At 66.5% G+C, this 17034-nt stretch carries 17 protein-coding genes and 1 pseudogene; 4 read left to right on the top strand and 14 right to left on the bottom strand.

Features of this window, described 5'->3' with window-relative positions:
• Positions 1 to 374: 374 nt before the first annotated feature.
• The 7 genes and pseudogenes from TVNIR_RS02050 to TVNIR_RS02020 form a co-directional block, all read right to left on the bottom strand.
• On the bottom strand, positions 375 to 716 hold the full coding sequence (locus tag TVNIR_RS02050; RefSeq protein ID WP_015257300.1) for a hypothetical protein: 342 nt from the start codon (positions 714 to 716) through the stop codon (positions 375 to 377).
• 9 nt (positions 717 to 725) lie between these two features.
• The gene (locus tag TVNIR_RS02045; RefSeq protein WP_015257299.1) at positions 726 to 2063 is read right to left on the bottom strand and encodes a sulfite oxidase; all 1338 of its coding nucleotides are present in this window, start codon (positions 2061 to 2063) and stop codon (positions 726 to 728) included.
• A gap of 474 nt (positions 2064 to 2537) precedes the next feature.
• Positions 2538 to 3756: pseudogene (locus tag TVNIR_RS02040) on the bottom strand (IS110 family RNA-guided transposase).
• 613 nt (positions 3757 to 4369) lie between these two features.
• Positions 4370 to 5161 carry an ABC transporter permease gene (locus TVNIR_RS02035; protein ID WP_015257298.1) on the bottom strand — a complete coding sequence of 264 codons (792 nt, stop codon included), beginning with the start codon at positions 5159 to 5161 and terminating at the stop codon, positions 4370 to 4372.
• The gene (locus TVNIR_RS02030; protein WP_015257297.1) at positions 5158 to 5766 is read right to left on the bottom strand and encodes an ABC transporter ATP-binding protein; all 609 of its coding nucleotides are present in this window, start codon (positions 5764 to 5766) and stop codon (positions 5158 to 5160) included. The genes TVNIR_RS02035 and TVNIR_RS02030 overlap by 4 nt, the downstream gene beginning before the upstream one ends.
• A gap of 396 nt (positions 5767 to 6162) precedes the next feature.
• Positions 6163 to 7440, bottom strand: a complete 1278-nt coding sequence (locus tag TVNIR_RS02025) for an ammonium transporter (RefSeq protein WP_015257296.1) — start codon at positions 7438 to 7440, stop codon at positions 6163 to 6165.
• A gap of 41 nt (positions 7441 to 7481) precedes the next feature.
• Positions 7482 to 7820, bottom strand: a complete 339-nt coding sequence (locus TVNIR_RS02020; RefSeq protein ID WP_043739084.1) for a P-II family nitrogen regulator — start codon at positions 7818 to 7820, stop codon at positions 7482 to 7484.
• 329 nt (positions 7821 to 8149) lie between these two features.
• Here TVNIR_RS02020 and TVNIR_RS02015 point away from each other — a divergent pair, with 329 nt between their 5' ends.
• Together TVNIR_RS02015 and TVNIR_RS02010 are read left to right on the top strand one after the other, a co-directional pair.
• Complete coding sequence (locus tag TVNIR_RS02015; RefSeq protein WP_015257294.1) at positions 8150 to 8728, top strand: HPF/RaiA family ribosome-associated protein; 579 nt, start codon at positions 8150 to 8152, stop codon at positions 8726 to 8728.
• A gap of 44 nt (positions 8729 to 8772) precedes the next feature.
• On the top strand, positions 8773 to 9222 hold the full coding sequence (locus TVNIR_RS02010) for a CBS domain-containing protein (protein ID WP_043739079.1): 450 nt from the start codon (positions 8773 to 8775) through the stop codon (positions 9220 to 9222).
• A 34-nt stretch (positions 9223 to 9256) separates the two neighbouring features.
• Here TVNIR_RS02010 and folK read toward each other — a convergent pair whose 3' ends face one another.
• Positions 9257 to 9754: a 2-amino-4-hydroxy-6-hydroxymethyldihydropteridine diphosphokinase gene (folK, locus tag TVNIR_RS02005; protein WP_015257292.1), complete on the bottom strand. Its 498-nt coding sequence runs from the start codon at positions 9752 to 9754 to the stop codon at positions 9257 to 9259.
• Positions 9755 to 9756: 2 nt separating this feature from the next.
• A complete protein-coding gene (folB, locus tag TVNIR_RS02000; RefSeq protein WP_015257291.1) occupies positions 9757 to 10110 on the bottom strand; it encodes a dihydroneopterin aldolase in 354 nt (117 codons plus the stop codon).
• A 315-nt stretch (positions 10111 to 10425) separates the two neighbouring features.
• Here folB and TVNIR_RS01995 point away from each other — a divergent pair, with 315 nt between their 5' ends.
• Together TVNIR_RS01995 and TVNIR_RS01990 are read left to right on the top strand one after the other, a co-directional pair.
• On the top strand, positions 10426 to 11418 hold the full coding sequence (locus TVNIR_RS01995; protein WP_043739077.1) for an amidoligase family protein: 993 nt from the start codon (positions 10426 to 10428) through the stop codon (positions 11416 to 11418).
• A complete protein-coding gene (locus TVNIR_RS01990; protein WP_418081226.1) occupies positions 11405 to 12271 on the top strand; it encodes a gamma-glutamyl-gamma-aminobutyrate hydrolase family protein in 867 nt (288 codons plus the stop codon). Before TVNIR_RS01995 ends, TVNIR_RS01990 begins: the two co-directional genes overlap by 14 nt.
• Here TVNIR_RS01990 and msrA read toward each other — a convergent pair.
• The 5 genes from msrA to trkA all read right to left on the bottom strand — a co-directional run bounded on the left by msrA (position 12253) and on the right by trkA (position 17032).
• Entirely contained in the window at positions 12253 to 12897 is a 645-nt protein-coding gene (msrA, locus tag TVNIR_RS01985; protein WP_015257288.1) for a peptide-methionine (S)-S-oxide reductase MsrA, read from the bottom strand. The genes TVNIR_RS01990 and msrA overlap by 19 nt on opposite strands.
• 234 nt (positions 12898 to 13131) lie before the next feature.
• Positions 13132 to 14163, bottom strand: a complete 1032-nt coding sequence (locus tag TVNIR_RS01980; RefSeq protein WP_015257286.1) for a CHAD domain-containing protein — start codon at positions 14161 to 14163, stop codon at positions 13132 to 13134.
• A gap of 33 nt (positions 14164 to 14196) precedes the next feature.
• The gene (locus tag TVNIR_RS01975) at positions 14197 to 15207 is read right to left on the bottom strand and encodes an LpxL/LpxP family acyltransferase (protein ID WP_015257285.1); all 1011 of its coding nucleotides are present in this window, start codon (positions 15205 to 15207) and stop codon (positions 14197 to 14199) included.
• Positions 15204 to 15545 (bottom strand): tetratricopeptide repeat protein, encoded by a 342-nt coding sequence (locus tag TVNIR_RS01970; RefSeq protein WP_015257284.1) that lies wholly within the window; start codon positions 15543 to 15545, stop codon positions 15204 to 15206. The genes TVNIR_RS01975 and TVNIR_RS01970 overlap by 4 nt, the downstream gene beginning before the upstream one ends.
• Before the next feature lie 107 nt (positions 15546 to 15652).
• Positions 15653 to 17032 (bottom strand): Trk system potassium transporter TrkA, encoded by a 1380-nt coding sequence (trkA, locus tag TVNIR_RS01965; protein ID WP_015257283.1) that lies wholly within the window; start codon positions 17030 to 17032, stop codon positions 15653 to 15655.
• Positions 17033 to 17034: the final 2 nt, after the last annotated feature.

Genomic DNA, 17034 nt, shown 5'->3' with positions numbered 1-17034 from the left:
TGTCTCGTGTCCCTGGCGACCCGTAGGGCGGAAGAGCGCAGCGTCATCCGCCACATGGCGTTCGCAGTGCCCAGGCGCCCGCAGCATCCCCAACGCCGGCTGGCGGATGACGGCCTACGCCTCTTTCATCATCGGGGGTGGCTGCACGCGCCATGACAGTTAGGCCAGGAATGTATGTTTTAAGGCACCAATCGAGTGGTTCTAGGAAAGAATCTCAATTGAAACCATCAGTTACTGTGGCCCGACCCCGCCGCACCGCCCCGCGCGCTGCAAAAGCCGGGACGGATTCGTCGAGTGCTTCCCAGGAAAACGCCCCGGACAAAGCCGGGGCGTCGGTCAGGCACCGCGTACGGTGCAACGCTCAACCGTCAGCGTCAGCGCGGCGGATAGTTGGTTTCCAGGTAATCCAAGATGAGTTCCTCGGTTTCCGGGTCGAATTCCCACAGGCCCTGGCTGTCCTGCATCCAGCGGATCTGTTCCAGCCACACCTTTCGTGTGTAGCCGCGGTTGATGAACGTGCGGGACGAATGGCAAACGGTGCAGTTGTTCTTCACCGTCTCGAAACCGCGCGCCCGGATCATACCGGTTTCCGGGTCGATCTCCGGTTCACCGGCCGCAACCCCGTCGCCATCGGCGGTCGGCTCGTCCGCCAGCACGAGCGGCATCGACAGCAGCCACAACACGGCGGGCAGGAACAGACAGGCTTGCCACTTCATCCGCATGCCTCAGGCTTCGACATACACGTCGATGTGGTGGGCACGGTTGTTGCCGTAACCACGGGGGTTCCAGCCCGGCACCCGCATCGGCTGGCTTTCGCCGCGACGGTTGGTCGCCTTCGCCCAGACCTGATAGTAGCCCGGGGTCGGAAACTCGATGTCCGCCTCCCAGGTCTGCCAGGCAAACCTGTTGCGCGGCCGGTTAAGCTTCGCCTTCTGCCAGGTGGCGCCATGATCGATGGAGACGTGCAGTTCCTCGACATCGCCGTAACCGTCCCACGCCTTGCCCTCCACCTTCAGGCCGGCACCCACGGTGGTACGCACCCCGGTTTCGGGGAAGGTGATCAGGGATTTCACCGGCATTTCCTCGAGGATTACCATATCCTCCTCCGGTACATCGGCACCCGGCTCGACCGGATAGGCCGGCACGCGGTAGCTGTAGCCGGTCATCTTCTCGCCGTCGTGCTCGCGGTCCCGGATCAGGATGCCCTGCAGCCACTTGCCACTGGCGGAACCCGGGAAGCCCGGGACAATCAGGCGCAGCGGATAGCCGTGCTGCTCGGGGATGTCCTCGCCGTTCATCGCAAACGCGATGATGGTTTCGTCCTCCAGCGCCTTGCGCATCGGGCAACCACGGGAAATCGCGTCCAGATCGGGCCGACCACTGAGATGAGCATCACCGGCCTCGTAGCCGATGTAAACGGCTTTATCCCTGTCATAGCCGGCATCCTCCAGCACGTCACGCAGGCGCACGCCGGTCCATTCCGGGCAGCCGATCGCACCCAGGTCCCACTGGTTGCCACGCGGCGACGGCTCGAACGCGGCGCGGCCATTGCCGCCGCACTCGATCCAGATCTGCAGGGTCACGTTCTCGAATTTGCTCTTCAGATCAGCGATCGAGTAGGTCACCTCGCGGTCGGCCGCCTCGCCACTCACGGTCAGCGTCCACCGCGAGGGATCGATGCTGTCCTTTGCCGGCGGGACGCCGTTGTTGCGGATGAACATATTCGGGAACGGAGTCACCTCGTCGTGCAACAGGTGTGGCGGCAGCTCGCCGTTGATCGGGCGGTCATTTAGGTAGATGAAACCGTCCACCTTGCCTTCCACCCGGAATTCCTCGAGGGCGGCTGCGACCGCGCTCGACAGCGTGCTGCGCCCAAACAGGCCCTGGATCGCCGCCTCCGACCCGAGGCCGAACACGGCCAAGGCCGCGCTGCCCTTGCCTACTCGGCCGAGGAAACTCCGCCGCGACACCCCGGCCGCGTCGAGCGTATCCCAACCTACCGTTCCCTTTTGCTCCGTGCGCTCTATCAGCGACCGGTGTTTCTTGCGGTCCATCATTGCCACCCTCCGGTTTCATTGTGGAACGTATGCGAGGTGATGCCCCCTTCGTGGAAGCATTGGAACGCCATTCCGGCTTTCCCGGCCCCGGCGGCGCCAGGGCAGTTTCCCTGCCGACTTCCGCGCAACCGCGGCTCGCGGGCCCGAATCACGGACAACCACCGGCGGTGGGCAAACCTGGCGGCGCATCCGGAGTGCCCCCGAGACATGGCGATGGGTCAGCGTTCTCCCCGGGGACATCCAATCACCTTCATTAGTCGCCGCGCTGGTGTTTGTCAACGCAGTTAGCGTGAAAATACGCTGCCCGGGAATCGTATCTCTCTGATTCATAATCGTATTTTCATCCTTCGGGGTGCCTCGCGGCCGAGGGCATGACAGTTAGCGTGAAAGAACCTGACGTTGGGGCGAGCGAGATTCTGGCGTGACGCATGCCGGTGCGCAAATGCCTGCTTGCGGGACTCGAAGAGCCTGTGTGGCGGCTCAGGTGGCGGTGAGATAGCCGTGCTTTTCCAGCATCTTCAGCCAGCGCGGCGCGTTGCGCTGCACGACGAGAGCCCTCGTAATCGACGGTGCGATCCTGGTAGGGGGCCGCATGATTGAGCATGGCGTAGACGATGCGCAGGAGCTTGTGCGCCAGGGCCACGATGGAGCGCTTGTGTCCCTTGCGGATGGACAAGGCCGAAAACTTGTCCTTGAGCGCACAGCGGGTGCGGGAGGCGGCTTGCGCGAACTCGCACAGCAGGCGACGGACCCAGGCGTTGCCCTTGCGCGTGCGTCCGCTTTTGCGTTTGCCGGCGCTCTCGTGGTTGCCGGGGCAGATGCCGACCCAGGACGCGAGGCGTTCGGCGCTGCCGAAGCTCGCCATGTCGGTACCGATTTCGACGAGCAGCATGGCGGCGCCAATGCGGTCGATGCCGGGCACGGTTTCCAGCAGGCACACCTGCGGCTCCCAGGGGGCCAGACCCGCAAGCAGTTCCTGTTCGAAGCGGGCGATCATGGCCTCGAGGTACTCGATGTGCGCCAGAACCTCGTTGAGCACGAAGCGGTGCCTGGTGCTCAGTTCCTCCGGTTGCAGGGCTTCGAACAGTTCTTCGCGGGAAGCCCGCAGGCGGCCGGCGAGGTCGAGGATTGCGTGCATGGGGCATCGGCGAGCAGGGCCTTGATCATGGCCCGTGCCGACGCGCCGTGTACGTCGGAGACCAGCACGTTCAGGCGAATCCCGGCATCGGTCAGCACCTTGTGCAGCCGGTTCTTCTCCGCGGCCAGCATCCCGACCAGCTTCTGGCGCTGCCGGGCGATCAGGCGCAGATGGCGGATCTCGGCCGGAGGAATGAACGAAGCCCGCAGCAGACCGGCACGGGCCAGCGTGGCCAGCCACTGGGCATCGGAGAGGTCGGTCTTGCGGCCAGGCACGTTTCGGGCGTGACGGGCATTGACCACCCAGGCCATGACGCCCACACGCTCAAGGGCCGCATAGGGGCTCTTCCAGTAGATCCCAGTCGCTCTCCATCACCACGACCTCGGGGTCAAACCCGCGAACCCACTCGGCCAACGCCCGCCGATCGCGCTTGAAACCACCAAACTCCCGGTGCTCCACCGCCACACTGCCATCGGGCTGCTCGATCAGCGCACAGGCCGTGATCTTGCTCTGGTGCACATCCAGACCGACAACGCGCCGGTGAATCGGGGTAATGTCCATGCTGACCTCCTCGGGCAAACGCACTATCCTTCACGATGTGCTGTCGCCAAGGGCGCCGTCCTTCAACGGCCTGTCGGGACTCGACGGCTCTTTTTAGCGTGCGCTGTCCATGACCCTTCCAGGCCATGCCAGGCAATCCGGGGTACGAGTGAAGGGCAGCGGGTCGAGTTAGCGTGCGCGGTCAGGCGCCATCAAGAATTATCGCGACCTCAGCCCGACGCGACAGCACGCCCATTATCTTTCATCATCGGGGGTGCCGCGCGCCCGGCGGCATGACAGTTAGCGGCAAAAATACACCGATCTGGAATCACATACCTATGATTATTAATGACATTTTGACGTGAAAATCCAGCCACGGAAGAACACGGACAACACGGAAAATTACGGGCATCCCATGTCTTGCACTATTTCCGTGGGCTTCCGCGGCCGGTTTTCATCCTTCGGGGCCTCAAGCTCAAGGGCATGGGAGTTAGGCCAGGAATGGATGCCCCAAAGTGCTAATCAAGCGGTTTCTGGGCATGATCATCAATTGAAACCACTGGTTACTGTGGTCAGACCACGCCGCCGCCGTTGGATGACCGGGCCAGCCGAAACGGATCCTATTGCGTTCCGGTCAGCGCAGGCGGTCGAGGCGCAGACGGGCGCGGTGGTCGAACAGGCGCTGGGATGCGAACCAGACTGCGCCCAGCGCGCCGAATCCGGTGCCGGCCGAGATCAGGAACATGATCAGGATCTGGTACTTGACCGCCTCGACCGGCGGCACACCGGCGAGGATCTGCCCGGTCATCATTCCCGGCAGGCTGACCACGCCGGCCGCGGCCATCGCGTTGATCGTCGGCATCAGACCGCTGCGCGCGGCCTCGCGACGCATCGTCGCGGTCGCGCAGACCCAGGAGTCGCCCAGCGCGAGCCGGCCCTCGATCACCCGCCGCTCGCGCCAGACGGTCTGCGTGAGCCGGTCCAGCCCCAGCGCGATGCCGGTCATCGTATTGCCAAGCAGCATGCCAAGCAGCGGGATCGCATACTGCGGCTCCCACCACGGAGTCGGGCCGACCATCGTGGTCAGCGCCAGCACGGTGACCGCGAACGCGGACACAAACATCGTCGCGGTGCCAATCCCGTAGCCCCAGAAACCGGCGAAGCGCCGTTCCTGCCGGGCCATCACCTCGTAGCCGGCGATCAGCAGCATGGCCATCGCCATCAGTACGACCCAGCCGAGCCGGGCGTGATCGAACAGCGTCTGCAGGATCAACCCGACCAGCAGCAGCTGCAGCACAGTGCGCACCCCGGCGATCAGCAGGCTGCGTCCAACGCCGAGCCGGGCCCAGAGCGTCAACCCGGCCAGCGCCAGCACCAGCAGCGCTGCGAGCGAAAGGTCCAGCGCGCTGAGGCTGATCACGGTCATGGCACGAGCCTCCCGGAGCGGATTTCGAGGATGCGCCCGCCGAGGCGGTTACGCTGCAGCGTATCGTGGCTGACCCACAGCGCACCGGCGTCCTCCTCGGCCAAGTAGCCGCGCACCGCGCGCTCGATGCGCCGGGTATTCTCGAGGTCGAGATTCGCGGTGGGTTCATCGAGCAGCAGCACCCGGGGATGGTTCAGGAATGCGCGGAGCAGGCCCAGCCGCTGGCGTTCGCCGCTGGACAGGCGCTCGACCTCCCAGTCGAGCGCCTCTTCAGGCAGCGAAAAACGCTGCAGCCAGTCCAGCGCCTGCTGCCGGTCCCAGTTCGAGGGGAAATGTTCCTGCACGCGTTCGGCCCACCAGGCGGTTTCGGCCGGGACATAGGCCACCTGCCGGCGCCAGTCGGTCGGTGCGATGCCGTTGCGGTCCTGCCCCTGGAGGCGCACCTGCCCCTGGTTCGGGTCGAGATCCGCCAGCGCGCGCAGCAACAGCGACTTGCCGGAACCGGAGGCACCGGTGATCTGCACGAGCTCCCCGGCCTGCAGGCGCAGGTCCAGCGGCCCCAACTGGGCGGTCCGAAGGTCTGTCATGTCCAGCAGGCAATCCATCCCGATCCTTGTCCCAAAGGCAGATCCGCGGTTTCCGAAGCGCGCATTCTACCCGACGCGCCGGGGGCACATGAGGCTGGGATTCGTCGAGCCCGCGGCTGCCCGGGATGGCCGACGGGCAGCGACCAGGGTGAGAGGGCCGAGCGCACCGCGGCAAGGTCGTGCACTGCCCCTCCCCAGCCCCCCGCGCGGAGGGGTTGCGGATTTGGTCTCGTTCCGGCTGGGGATCTTTCGGCGCGGGGGGCACCGCGGGTTGGTGTCCCCCGCCCAAAAAAAGCGGGCGCCTGGGCGCCCGCAATCACCGATGTCACGTCCTGGGAGACGGTGCGGTCGGTGTCGGAGGAGACTCCTTCGTGGGAACCCCGGGTTCGCCCCGGGGTTGCTGGTTTATGGGTCTCAGGCCTTCTTGACGAACTCGGGATAGGCCTCGAGGCCGCATTCGGCGACATCCGCGCCCAGGTATTCGTCCTCTTCCGGGAGGCGGATACCCATCACCAGCTTCAGCACGAACCAGACGATCAGGCTGGTGATGAAGACGAAGACAAAGATCGCGACGAGACCGCTGATCTGGCCGACGACGGTCGCATCGCCGTTCGACAGCAGCACCGCCATCACGCCCCAGATGCCTGCGGTGCCGTGCGCCGAGATCGCACCGACGGGATCGTCGATTTTCAGCTTGTCCAGCCCGACGATCGAGAACACGACGATCACGCCGCCCACTCCACCGATGATCGCAGCGAGCAGCGGTGACGGACTCAGCGGGTCGGCCGTGATCGCAACCAGGCCGGCAATCGCGCCGTTCAACGCCATGGTCAGATCGGCCTTTCCGAACAGCAGGCGGGTGGTGATCAGCGCCGCAATCACGCCGCCGGCCGCCGCCAGGTTGGTGTTCGCAAACACCGCCGCGACATTGTTCGCCGAATCGACGTCGGAGACCTTGAGCTCGGAGCCGCCGTTGAAGCCGAACCAGCCCAGCCACAGGATCAACACGCCCAGCGTGGCCAGCGGCAGCGCGGCACCGGGAATCGCGTTGATCTCGCCATGCGGACCGTACTTGCCCTTGCGGGCACCGAGCAGCAGGACCCCGGCCAGCGCAGCGACCGCACCGGTGAAATGCACGATGCCCGAACCCGCGTAATCGACGTACCCGAGTTGGTCGAGAAAGCCGCCGCCCCAGCTCCAGAAGCCCTGGATCGGATAGATGAACCCGGTCAGCACCACCGCGAACGCGAGAAAGGCCCAGAGCTTCATGCGTTCGGCGACCGCACCGGAGATGATCGACATCGCGGTGGCCACGAACACGACCTGGAAGAAGAAGTCGGCACGGTCGGAGTAGTACGGGCGCCCTTCTGCCGCGTCGTACGACATGTCGCCGGTGAACGCGGCGGTCACGTCCACCGCGGTATTGTCGCCGGAAATGAAGAAGCCGACGCCCGGGATGATCGAGCTCAGCCCGTCGCTATACATGATGTTGTAGCCCACCACCATATACATCACGCTGGCGATGGAGTAGAGGGCGATGTTCTTGGTCAGGATCTCGGCGGTGCTCTTGCTGCGGACCAGGCCCGCTTCGAGCATCGTGAACCCCGCAGCCATCCACATCACCAGTGCGCCCGCCACCAGGAAATAGAAGGTGTCCAGGGCATAGGCAAGTTCTGCTACCTGCTGTTCCATAGTCGGATTTCTCCAGTGAAAGTGAGTTCAGCGCCGGCGCGTCACAGCGCCTCGGCCCCGGTTTCGCCGGTACGGATGCGGACCACCTGCTCGATCGGGGTAATGAAGATCTTGCCGTCACCGATCTTGCCGGTGCTGGCCGACTTGGTGATCGCCTCGACCACGCGGTCGACCAGGTCGCCGTCGACCGCGACCTCCAGCTTCACCTTGGGCAGGAAGTCGACCACGTACTCGGCCCCACGGTAGAGCTCCGTGTGGCCGCGCTGGCGACCGAACCCCTTGACTTCCGTCATCGTCATGCCTTGCACACCGATTTCGGAGATTGCTTCGCGAACATCATCAAGCTTGAAGGGCTTGATGATCGCCGTGATCATTTTCATCGTTCACTCCTTGTTGCCAGTGCCTGTAAGTCCTCGAGGGAAGGTGTCGTCATGCAGACGACGGGGCTCCTGCACGGGGCGTGCCAACAAGGGGGCCGACGATGCACGGCCTTTTCTTGGCCCTCAAACGCACCGGCCGCGGCACTTGCACCACAACCGCACCGGAGGCGGAGCCCGCCGCACCGATTCGGTGCACCTCCTCCGGCGAGCTCACGCGCCGCGACGGAGGGTAGCCACGGCGTGTCTATACTCGGGGTAGCAGGGCCTGAAAGGGCCGTAGATGGCTTGTTTCAACGTGCCACTCCCGCGCGGAGTGCAGGAGCGATGCAATGAGCAACCCTGGAACACCCCTGGTCGAGATCGCCTTTCGCAACATGGATCACTCCCCGGCGGTGGAGGACAGGGTTCGGGCACAAATCGCAAAACTGGGCCAGTTTCACGATCAGATCATCGCCTGCCGGGTGGCGGTCGAAGCACGCCACCGCCATCAGCACAAGGGACATCTCTACCACGTGCGCATCGATCTCACCGTGCCGAACGCCGAACTGGTCGCGAGCCGGGAACCCGACGCGCACCAGGCCCACCAGGACGTCTACGTGGCCGTGCGCGATGCGTTCGCAGCGATGCGGCGGCAACTCCAGGATTTCGCGCGCAAGCAGCGCGGCAACGTGAAGCTCCACGAGCCCCCACCGCACGGGCATATCCGGGAAATCGCCCCGGCCGCGGATTACGGCATGATCGAGACCTCCGACGGGCGCGAGATCCGCTTCAGTTCCGCAAGCGTGGTCGATGCGGATTTCGCCAAGCTGGAGGTCGGTGACCGGGTCTGGTTCACCGAGGTCACCAGCGACGATGGGCCGGCAGCCAGCACGGTGCACGTGGAGGGCAAACACCACGTCGTCGGCTGAGGCCGGTCCTTGCGATCACACCCATCACCACGGAGCTTCGGACCATGCAAGCGGGAGATGTCTGCAAACGGGAAGTTATCGTGATCCAGGACGACGAATCCGTTCAGGTGGCCGCGGAACTGATGCGGCGGCACCACGTCGGCGACGTGGTGCTGTACCGGGAGGAAGGCGGTCGCCGCATCCCGACCGGCATCATCACCGACCGCGACCTGGTCGTGGAGGTTCTGGTGCCGGGACTCGACCCAACGACGCTGGCGGTACGCGATATCGTAACCTCGCCACTGTCGGTCGCACGCACCGACGACAGCCTGTTCGATGCCCTGGAACGGATGCGGGCCAAGGCGATCCGCCGATTGCCGGTGGTGGACGCCGACGGTGCGCTGGCCGGAATCCTGACGATGGATGATGTCATCGGCCTGTTCACCGAGTTGCAGGGCCGCCTCTGGGCCGTGGTCGAACGGCAGCGCGAGCACGAGCAGCGCCGAAGACCCTGAACACCGCGGCCCGCGCATGGCGCCCGCAGGCGGCTCAGAGGGGGTCGGGCGGAAGCACCGTCAGAGCATCCGCGCCGGGAAAGTCCTTCCAGAGTTCGCCGACGGTCGTGTCGTGCCCGGGGAGAATCCGTTCCGGGGCCAGCATCGCCAGCGGCCCCAGCACGTAGGCGCGGGTGAAGACCTCGGGGTGCGGCAACGGCGGACTCGCCGATTGCGTGTCTCCGAGCAGCAGCAGATCGGCGTCGATCGTCTTCGGCGCGAGCCGGGGTTCTCCAGCAGCACGTCCCAGTCGTCGCTCCATCCCCTTCAGCCAGGCGACCAGCGCGGCAGCGGAAAGGGAGGTGTCGAACCCGACGCACAGATTCCAGTAATCCGGCCCGTCGTATCCCGCCGCGCCACTGACACAGACGGGCGAACGTGCGACTGCCCCGAATTGCCCGCTCAGTTCGTCCAGCGCGCGCCGCAGATTTGCGGCCGGCGCGACATTACTGCCGAGCCCGACGAACGCGCGGCGGGAAGGCGGGCTGGACACTGTCAGGGATGCCCGCGCTCGATCACGATGCCGACCTCGCGGGCGCCCGCCACCGCCCCCGGCTTGCCCACGGTCAGGCGCACCGAGTGCCCCCCGAAACGACGCAGCAGCGTCTCGGCGATCTCTTCGGCGAGGCATTCGAGCAGTACATGGGGCTCGCGGCTGGCGATCGCGCGAATGCAATTGGCTACGGCCTCGTAGTCGACGGTATCGGCGATATCGCCGGAGCGTGCAGCCACGCGGGTGTCGGCTCCCAGTTCGATGTCGAAGCGGAGCCGCCGCCGCACCCGCTGCTCCCAGGGGTAGACGCCGATCACGGCCTCGACCTCTAGGTCACGGAGATAGATATGGTCCATCGCGGCTCGTCCTCCCGGCCTCGCCTGTGAAAGATGCGGTAATGCGCAGACATACCTGGGCAGACTGCGTTCGACCCCGGCGGTCCCGGTCCCGACCGCCTCCCCATCGCGGGGACGGCGGCAGACCGGTGCGCTATGATCCGGGCGCAGCCGGGTCGGGGCAACCCCGATGCCGGTTCGGCCCGTACCGGAAACCGCTCGGGGTTGGCCCGCGTGCCATGCGGGCAGCGGCGAACCGACGGATTCCGGTCCGGTCCAACGGGGCTTTCCCGGGGGCCGGGACGCCTGGGCACCGACATGGGAGCGAATGCAGTGATGACCGCCCGATTCCGTGAACTGCCGTGGCCCGAGGCTCCGGACGGCCGTCCCCGGCGCATCGGCGTCGAACTCGAAATGGCGGGAATCCCGCTGGAAACCATGGCCGAGACGGTCCGCAACGAGTTCGGCGGCCGTATCGAGACCGGCGGTGCCTTCCTGACGCGCGTGCTCGACACCGAGTTCGGCACGTTCGAGGTCGAGCTGGACGCCCTGGTTCTGAAGGACCGGCGCTATCGGGAGCACCTGAAACGGCTCGGGGTAGACCTCGACGACCAGGACAGCGCGGCCCTCGAACGCTGGCTCGCCGGCGCAGCCGGCCGCATCGTGCCGCACGAGATCGTCGCACCGCCGGTACCGCTCGGTGTCCTCCCGCGCCTCGACCGGATGCGCGCCACGCTGCAGCGGCAGGGTGCGCAGGGAACCCAGGCCGCGCTGCTGTACGCGTTCGGCCTGCAGCTGAACATCGAGGTCCACAGCCTCGATGCGGCCTGGATCACCTCGATCGTCCGGGCGTTCGTGCTGCTGTACGAGGCCCTGGTGAAGGTCGGGGAGATCGATCTCGCGCGCCGCCTGTCGCCCTACATCCGACCCTTCCCCGGAGGCTACGTGCGCCACGTGCTGCAGTCCGGGTACGCGCCCGACATCACCCGCCTGATCGACGACTACCTGGAACACAACCCCACCCGCAACCGGCCGCTGGACCTGCTCCCGCTGTTCGCGGAGATCGACCGGGATCGGGTGATGGCGGCGCCGGTAGAACGGTCGCTGGTGAAACCGCGTCCAGCGCTGCACTATCGGCTCCCGAATTGCGAGATCGATGACCCGAACTGGACCCTCGCCCGTCCGTTCAACGGCTGGGCCGAAGTGGAACACCTGGCGGCCGACCGCGACCGCCTGGAGGCCGCCGCAGCAGAATACCTGCGCCGCCCGGGCCAGGCCCTGGGACAGTTCACCGACGACTGGGTCCGGCGGATCCGTGACTGGTTCTGACGCGGATCCCGCACACCGCGAAGGGGGGGAACCATCCCGCCCGCAACCGCGGGCGGTGGTCGCGGTCACCGGGCCCGACCGGGGCGGCTGGCCCGCGTGGTTCTTCACCGCCTGGGCGGTGCACCGTGCCGGTGGGCGCCCGCTGAGGATTCGACCGGCACGGCCACACCACCACTGCCATTTCGACGCCCTGATCGTCGGCGGCGGTGCCGATGTGGATCCCGCGCTGTACGAGAAACCCGACGGCCCCGCAACGAGCGAGATTCAGGCCGCCGAACGGCGCTGGTCCCAGCGCCTGATCGGGTACGCATTCTACCCACTGCTGTGGCTGCTCCGACGCCTGTTCCAGTCGCATGGCGGCCGGCTCGACACGGAACGCGACCGCCTGGAGAAGGCGTTGATCCACCGGGCGCTCGACGAGCGCCGGCCGATCCTGGGCATCTGCCGGGGCATGCAGCTGGTCAACGTCGTCCGGGGCGGAACGCTGCACCGGGATCTCGGGGGGTTCTACACGGAGACCCCGCAGACGCGCAGCCTGTTGCCGGTGAAACGGGTGGACCTTGAACCCGGCTCGCGTCTGGCCGCGGTGCTGGACGGCGAGACCGTTCAGGTCAATGCCCTCCACAACCACGCGGTTGCGGAACTGGGGCAGCACCTGCGCGTATGCGGTCGGGAACCCACCGGAGTCATCCAGGCGATCGAGGCCTGCGATCGCTGGTGCATCGGGGTGCAGTGGCATCCCGAGTATCTTCCGCAGAAACACGTCCAGCAGCGCCTGTTCCGCGCGCTTGTCCGGGCGGCGGGCCCGGAGACCGGGGCACGGGAGCCGACGGATCAGGCGCCGGCGGGATAGCCGATCCCGAGCCCGCCCAGCCCGCAGTAGCCACCGGGGTTCTTCTCCAGATACTGCTGGTGATAGTCCTCGGCGAAGTAGAAGTCGCCGAGATCGACGATCTCGGTGGTGATCGGCCCCTGGCCCACGCGCCGCAGAGCTGCTTCGAAGCGCTGGCGGCTCGCCTCGGCCGGCGCACGCTGGGTCGGGTCGCTCAGGTAGATTCCCGAGCGGTACTGGGTTCCGACATCATTGCCCTGGCGCATGCCCTGGGTCGGATCGTGCCCCTCCCAGAAGACCTTCAGCAGGGCCTCCAGTCCGATCTGCCCCGGGTCGTACACCACGCGCACGAGCTCGTTGTGGCCGGTCAGCCCCGAACACACCTCCCGGTAGGTCGGGTTGGGCGTGTAGCCGCCACCGTAGCCCACCGCGGTGGTGAACACCCCGGGCTGGCGCCAGAACAAGCGCTCGGCACCCCAGAAACAACCCATGCCGAAATGGATGGTCGCCATGCCTTCGGGATACGGAGGCGCCAGCAGCGTCCCGAGTACCGCGTGACGGCCGGATACCGGCATCGGCTCGGCACGCCCCGACAGCGCCTCGGACGGATCGGGCATGCGGATCTTGTGTGTCGCGCCGAAGAACATGGTCAACTCCCGAAATTCAGTCCTGGGGATGCCGGCTCGATGTGCAGCGGCCTGCCCGAATCGTGATCGATCGGGACGCAGCGCGGGCCGACGTACACGCTTGCGGCGCTCGCGCGCGCACCGATCGCTGCCGGAGGTCTTCATCGAACGCATCGATGGCATCCCGGATACCGTGCTGGCAACGCGCATCGGAAGTTAGTGTAGCCGAGCGCGATTCCGGTTCCCTGGAATACCTCAGCCGGCGTTGTCGCGCGCTGGCTGCGGATCGCTTTGCGGCATCCCGGCATGGGCACAATCGCGAGCCAGTGCACGCACCCCCGCGACCAGTTCCTCGGCCGCGCCGTCGCGCAGGCGGGCCCGGAGATGCTCGATCAGGTCGCCCTGGCGCGTCTGCAGTTCCCGGGCCAGCGACATCAGGCCCGCGCGTTCATCCTGCTGGCGCCCCCTCGCGAGTTCGGGGGAATCGAACGGGAGCGTCAGCGACATCTCGATGAGTTTGCGCATGCGCGCAGCCCCGGCCTCTTCCGAAGCCTCGGCCAGTTCCCTTCCGAACACCTGCAGGTCACGAATCTCCCCGAGCAGGTCCTGCAGCACCTTGAGCGATCCCACCAGCGCCTCTGCCTGCGGAAAGGCAGCAGTGAGCGGCTCCAGCAGATAGCGCAGGCGCTTGCCGCTGATCCGCGCTGCGTGCAGCGGACCCTCATCGAGATCGCGATCGAGATGCGCGCAGCGGAGCGCGAATTCGCCGGCCACCTCGAGCAGCATCCCGGCGGTCACTTCGGCAAAGCTGGGCCCGGGATCCGCGTAGCGCGCCTTCAAGCGGGCGTGCAGCGGCTTGTGCACGAGCCGAAAGCGTTCCGCGAGCGTGGCCCGCAACGCTTCGTACTCGACTGCGAGCCGATGCTGGAGCCTCTGCTCCAGCCAATCGAAGCCCGGGCGTTGGTGCGGGCGGGGATCGGCGCAGCGCTGGTGTAGGCGCTCGATCTGCACCTCGGTGTCACGCGCTGCACCGGTCGCGGCCACCACGTCCTTCAGGCGCCGGCGCAGCTTCGGGGTGACCGCATCCACAAGATAGGGGCGGTAGGCTTTCTCGATGCTGCGCGCCCGGCGCACCGCGACCCGGAACTCGTGGACTGCCTCGGGATCGTCGAGCTTGTCGAGCAGCGAATCGGCGACGGCCAGGCGTTTGCGCATCAGCAGCCGCGCAACCCGGGCCGCGGGCTTGCGAAGGTGCTCGGGCTTGATAGTCAGAACCTTGGCTGCCATGGCCCGAGCCTACCGCGCAAACCGTGGCCGGCGCTACCTTCCCGGGGTGCGGGGCCCGGTGGCCGCGTCCGCGCGCGGACCCGCGGATCCGGAACGGTACGGGTTCGGGGCCCCGCCGGGGCGGGTCTGGAACAGGCGCATCGTCCAGAGATACTGCGCCGGTCTCTCGCGCACCGCTTTCTCGATCGCCGCGTTCATCGCGCGTGCGTCGGCGCGATCGTCACCGCTGGGGAAGTTCTCGAGCGCCGGCGAGAGCGTCACCACGTACTGGTCCTCGGCACGGTCATACCAGGCGAAGCTCGGAACGACCGCGGCCCCGGTCACGCGTGCCAGGCGACCCAGCGAGGTCAGCGTGGCCTTGGAAACGCCAAGGAAATCGACGAACACCGCACCCTCGGCCCCGAGATCCTCGTCGGGGAGATAGTAGAAATTGCGTCCCTGGCGCATCTGCCGAATCGCCGGACGCAGACCCTGTTCGCGTGAGTAGATCTGCGCTGAATAACGGGTACGGGTGCGGTGGTTGATCCATTCCACAACGGGATTGCGCAACTGCTTCGCAAACGACACGCCATTGTGGAGCTGGCTCATCCGCAGTCCACCGTGATCGAGTGCGATCGAATGCGGGGACAGCACGATCACCGGCACCTGGCGCGCCTGCAGCCTGAGGTAGTGTTCGTGGCCGACAACCCGGATGCGTGCCGCATGGGTGGCGGCAGATCCGAACCACAGCATCCCGTAGTCCAGCATGCCCTGCGCGGCAAAACGGTAGTGTTCCCGCAGCAGGTGTTCCCGCTGCTCCGGCGTCAGCGCAGGGAAACACCAGGACAGGTTCAGGGTAGCGAAATGCCTGCGCTTGGCCGACCCGCGCCGCAGCAGCCAGGCCAGCCCGGGCACCAGGCCGCGCAGAAACGGCCTGGGCAACTGGTGCAGCAGCCACAGCAACCCGAGTCCAAGCCAGCTGCCCCAGTGCCGTGGCAGGAAATGCCGGGGCGTGAGCGGAGCCCGATAACCGCCACCCGTTGCCCGGCTGCGGTCCTCCGTCATGAGTCCCGCTTCGGGGCATCCAGCTGCTTGCGCGCACGTCGGGCGAAGACCTCCATCTCCTTCGCCGCCTGCAGATCGCCCCTGCCCCGTGCCACCTCGATGCCGCGTTCGCAGACCTCCAGCGCGCGCGCGGCCGCGCCGGTCTCCAGCAGCGTCCAGCCCAGTCGCTTCCACGCTGCCGAGTACCCGGGATCCTGATCCAGCGCACGCTCGAGGTGCCCAACCGCCTCCGCGTGGCGGCCGGCCGCGATCAGGGCATTCCCCAGCGACAGGCGCAGCATCGGCGAGTCCTGCCCTGACTCCAGCAGCGTCTGGAAACGCGAAATCATGTCGGCCATCACCGCCTCCGTTCAGAAAAACGCGCGCAGCGCGCTCCTTATCGCCCTCTCCCGCCTGCGGGTAAGGGCGGTCTTTCGACCCGCAGCGTACCCCACGGCGGGCCGGCTCAAAAGAAACGGCGGGTCGGCTGGAACAATCGCTCGACTGCCCGCAGCAGGCCGCGATCGGTCAGGAACAGGATCACGTGGTCGCCGGAATGGATCACGGTATCGTGATGCGGGATCAGCACCTCGCGGTGGCGCACGACCGCGCCTATCGTCGCGCCCTCGGGCAAGTGCAGCTCTTCGATCCTGCGGTCGACGACGCGCGAGTTCCGCGCATCGCCGCTGACGATGGTCTCGATCGCTTCCGCCGCGCCGCGGCGCAGGCTGTGCACGGTGGCGGTGCCGCCTTCCCGCACCCGCGCCAGCAGGACCCCGATCGTCGCCTGTTGCGGCGACAGCGCGATGTCGATCGTGCCCTCCTGCATCAGGTCGACGTAGCCGGGACGGTTGATCAGCGCCATCACCTTGCGCACACCGCGGCGCTTCGCGAGCATGCTGGCGAAGATGTTAGCCTGGTCATCGTTGGTGACCGCGCAGAACACGTCGGTCCGGCCGATCCCGGAACGGTCCAGTTGCTGATCGTCGGCGCTGTCGCCAACCCGGATCTCGGTACCCTCCGGCAGCACCTCGCGCAGCTGTTCGGCACGCACCGGGTCCTGCTCGATCACGCTGACCTCGTAACGACCCGCCAGGGCCTCGGCCAGCCGCCGCCCGATATTGCCTCCGCCTGCCACCATGATCCGCCGGTACGGCTGATCGAGCTTCCGCAGTTCCGAAGTAACGGCGCCGATATCCTCCTTCGCTGCGACGAAAAATACCTCGTCGTCGGCCTCGATCACCGTATGCCCGTCGGGACGCACCGGACGATCGCGCCGGAAGATCGCGGCGACCCGGGTCTGGATGCCCGGCATGTCCCGCCGCAGATTGCGCAGCTCGTGGCCTACCAGCGGTCCACCGTAATACGCCCGGACCCCGACCAGCGAAACCAGCCCGTCGGCAAAATCGAGCACCTGCAACGCCCCGGGATGTTCGACCAGCCGTTGGATCTGGGCGGTGACGATCGCCTCCGGGGAAATCAGCATGTCCACTGGCACCGCATCTGGAGAGAACAGACGCGGATAATCGTGGTAACTGCGTTCACGCACCCGCGCGATCTTGGTACCGATACCGAACAGCGTCGAGCCGACCTGGCAGGCAAGCATGTTGACTTCGTCCGAATCGGTGACCGCGATCAGCATCTCGGCCTCGCGGGCCCCGGCGGACTCGAGCACGCCGGGATGACTGCCGAAGCCGTTCACGGTCCGGATGTCGAGATGGCTCTCGATCGCCTCAAGGCAAACGGAACGCGTGTCGACCACCGTCACGTTGTGTCCGTCGGCGCTGAGGGCCTCGGCGAGCGATTGCCCGACCTGGCCGGCGCCCACGATCACGATCCGCTTCATAT

Origin of the sequence: Thioalkalivibrio nitratireducens DSM 14787, assembly GCF_000321415.2 — a bacterium.
GTDB lineage: Bacteria > Pseudomonadota > Gammaproteobacteria > Ectothiorhodospirales > Ectothiorhodospiraceae > Thioalkalivibrio > Thioalkalivibrio nitratireducens.
Note: the sequence above shows the minus strand (reverse complement) of the source record. Positions and strands in the feature narration are given on the sequence as shown.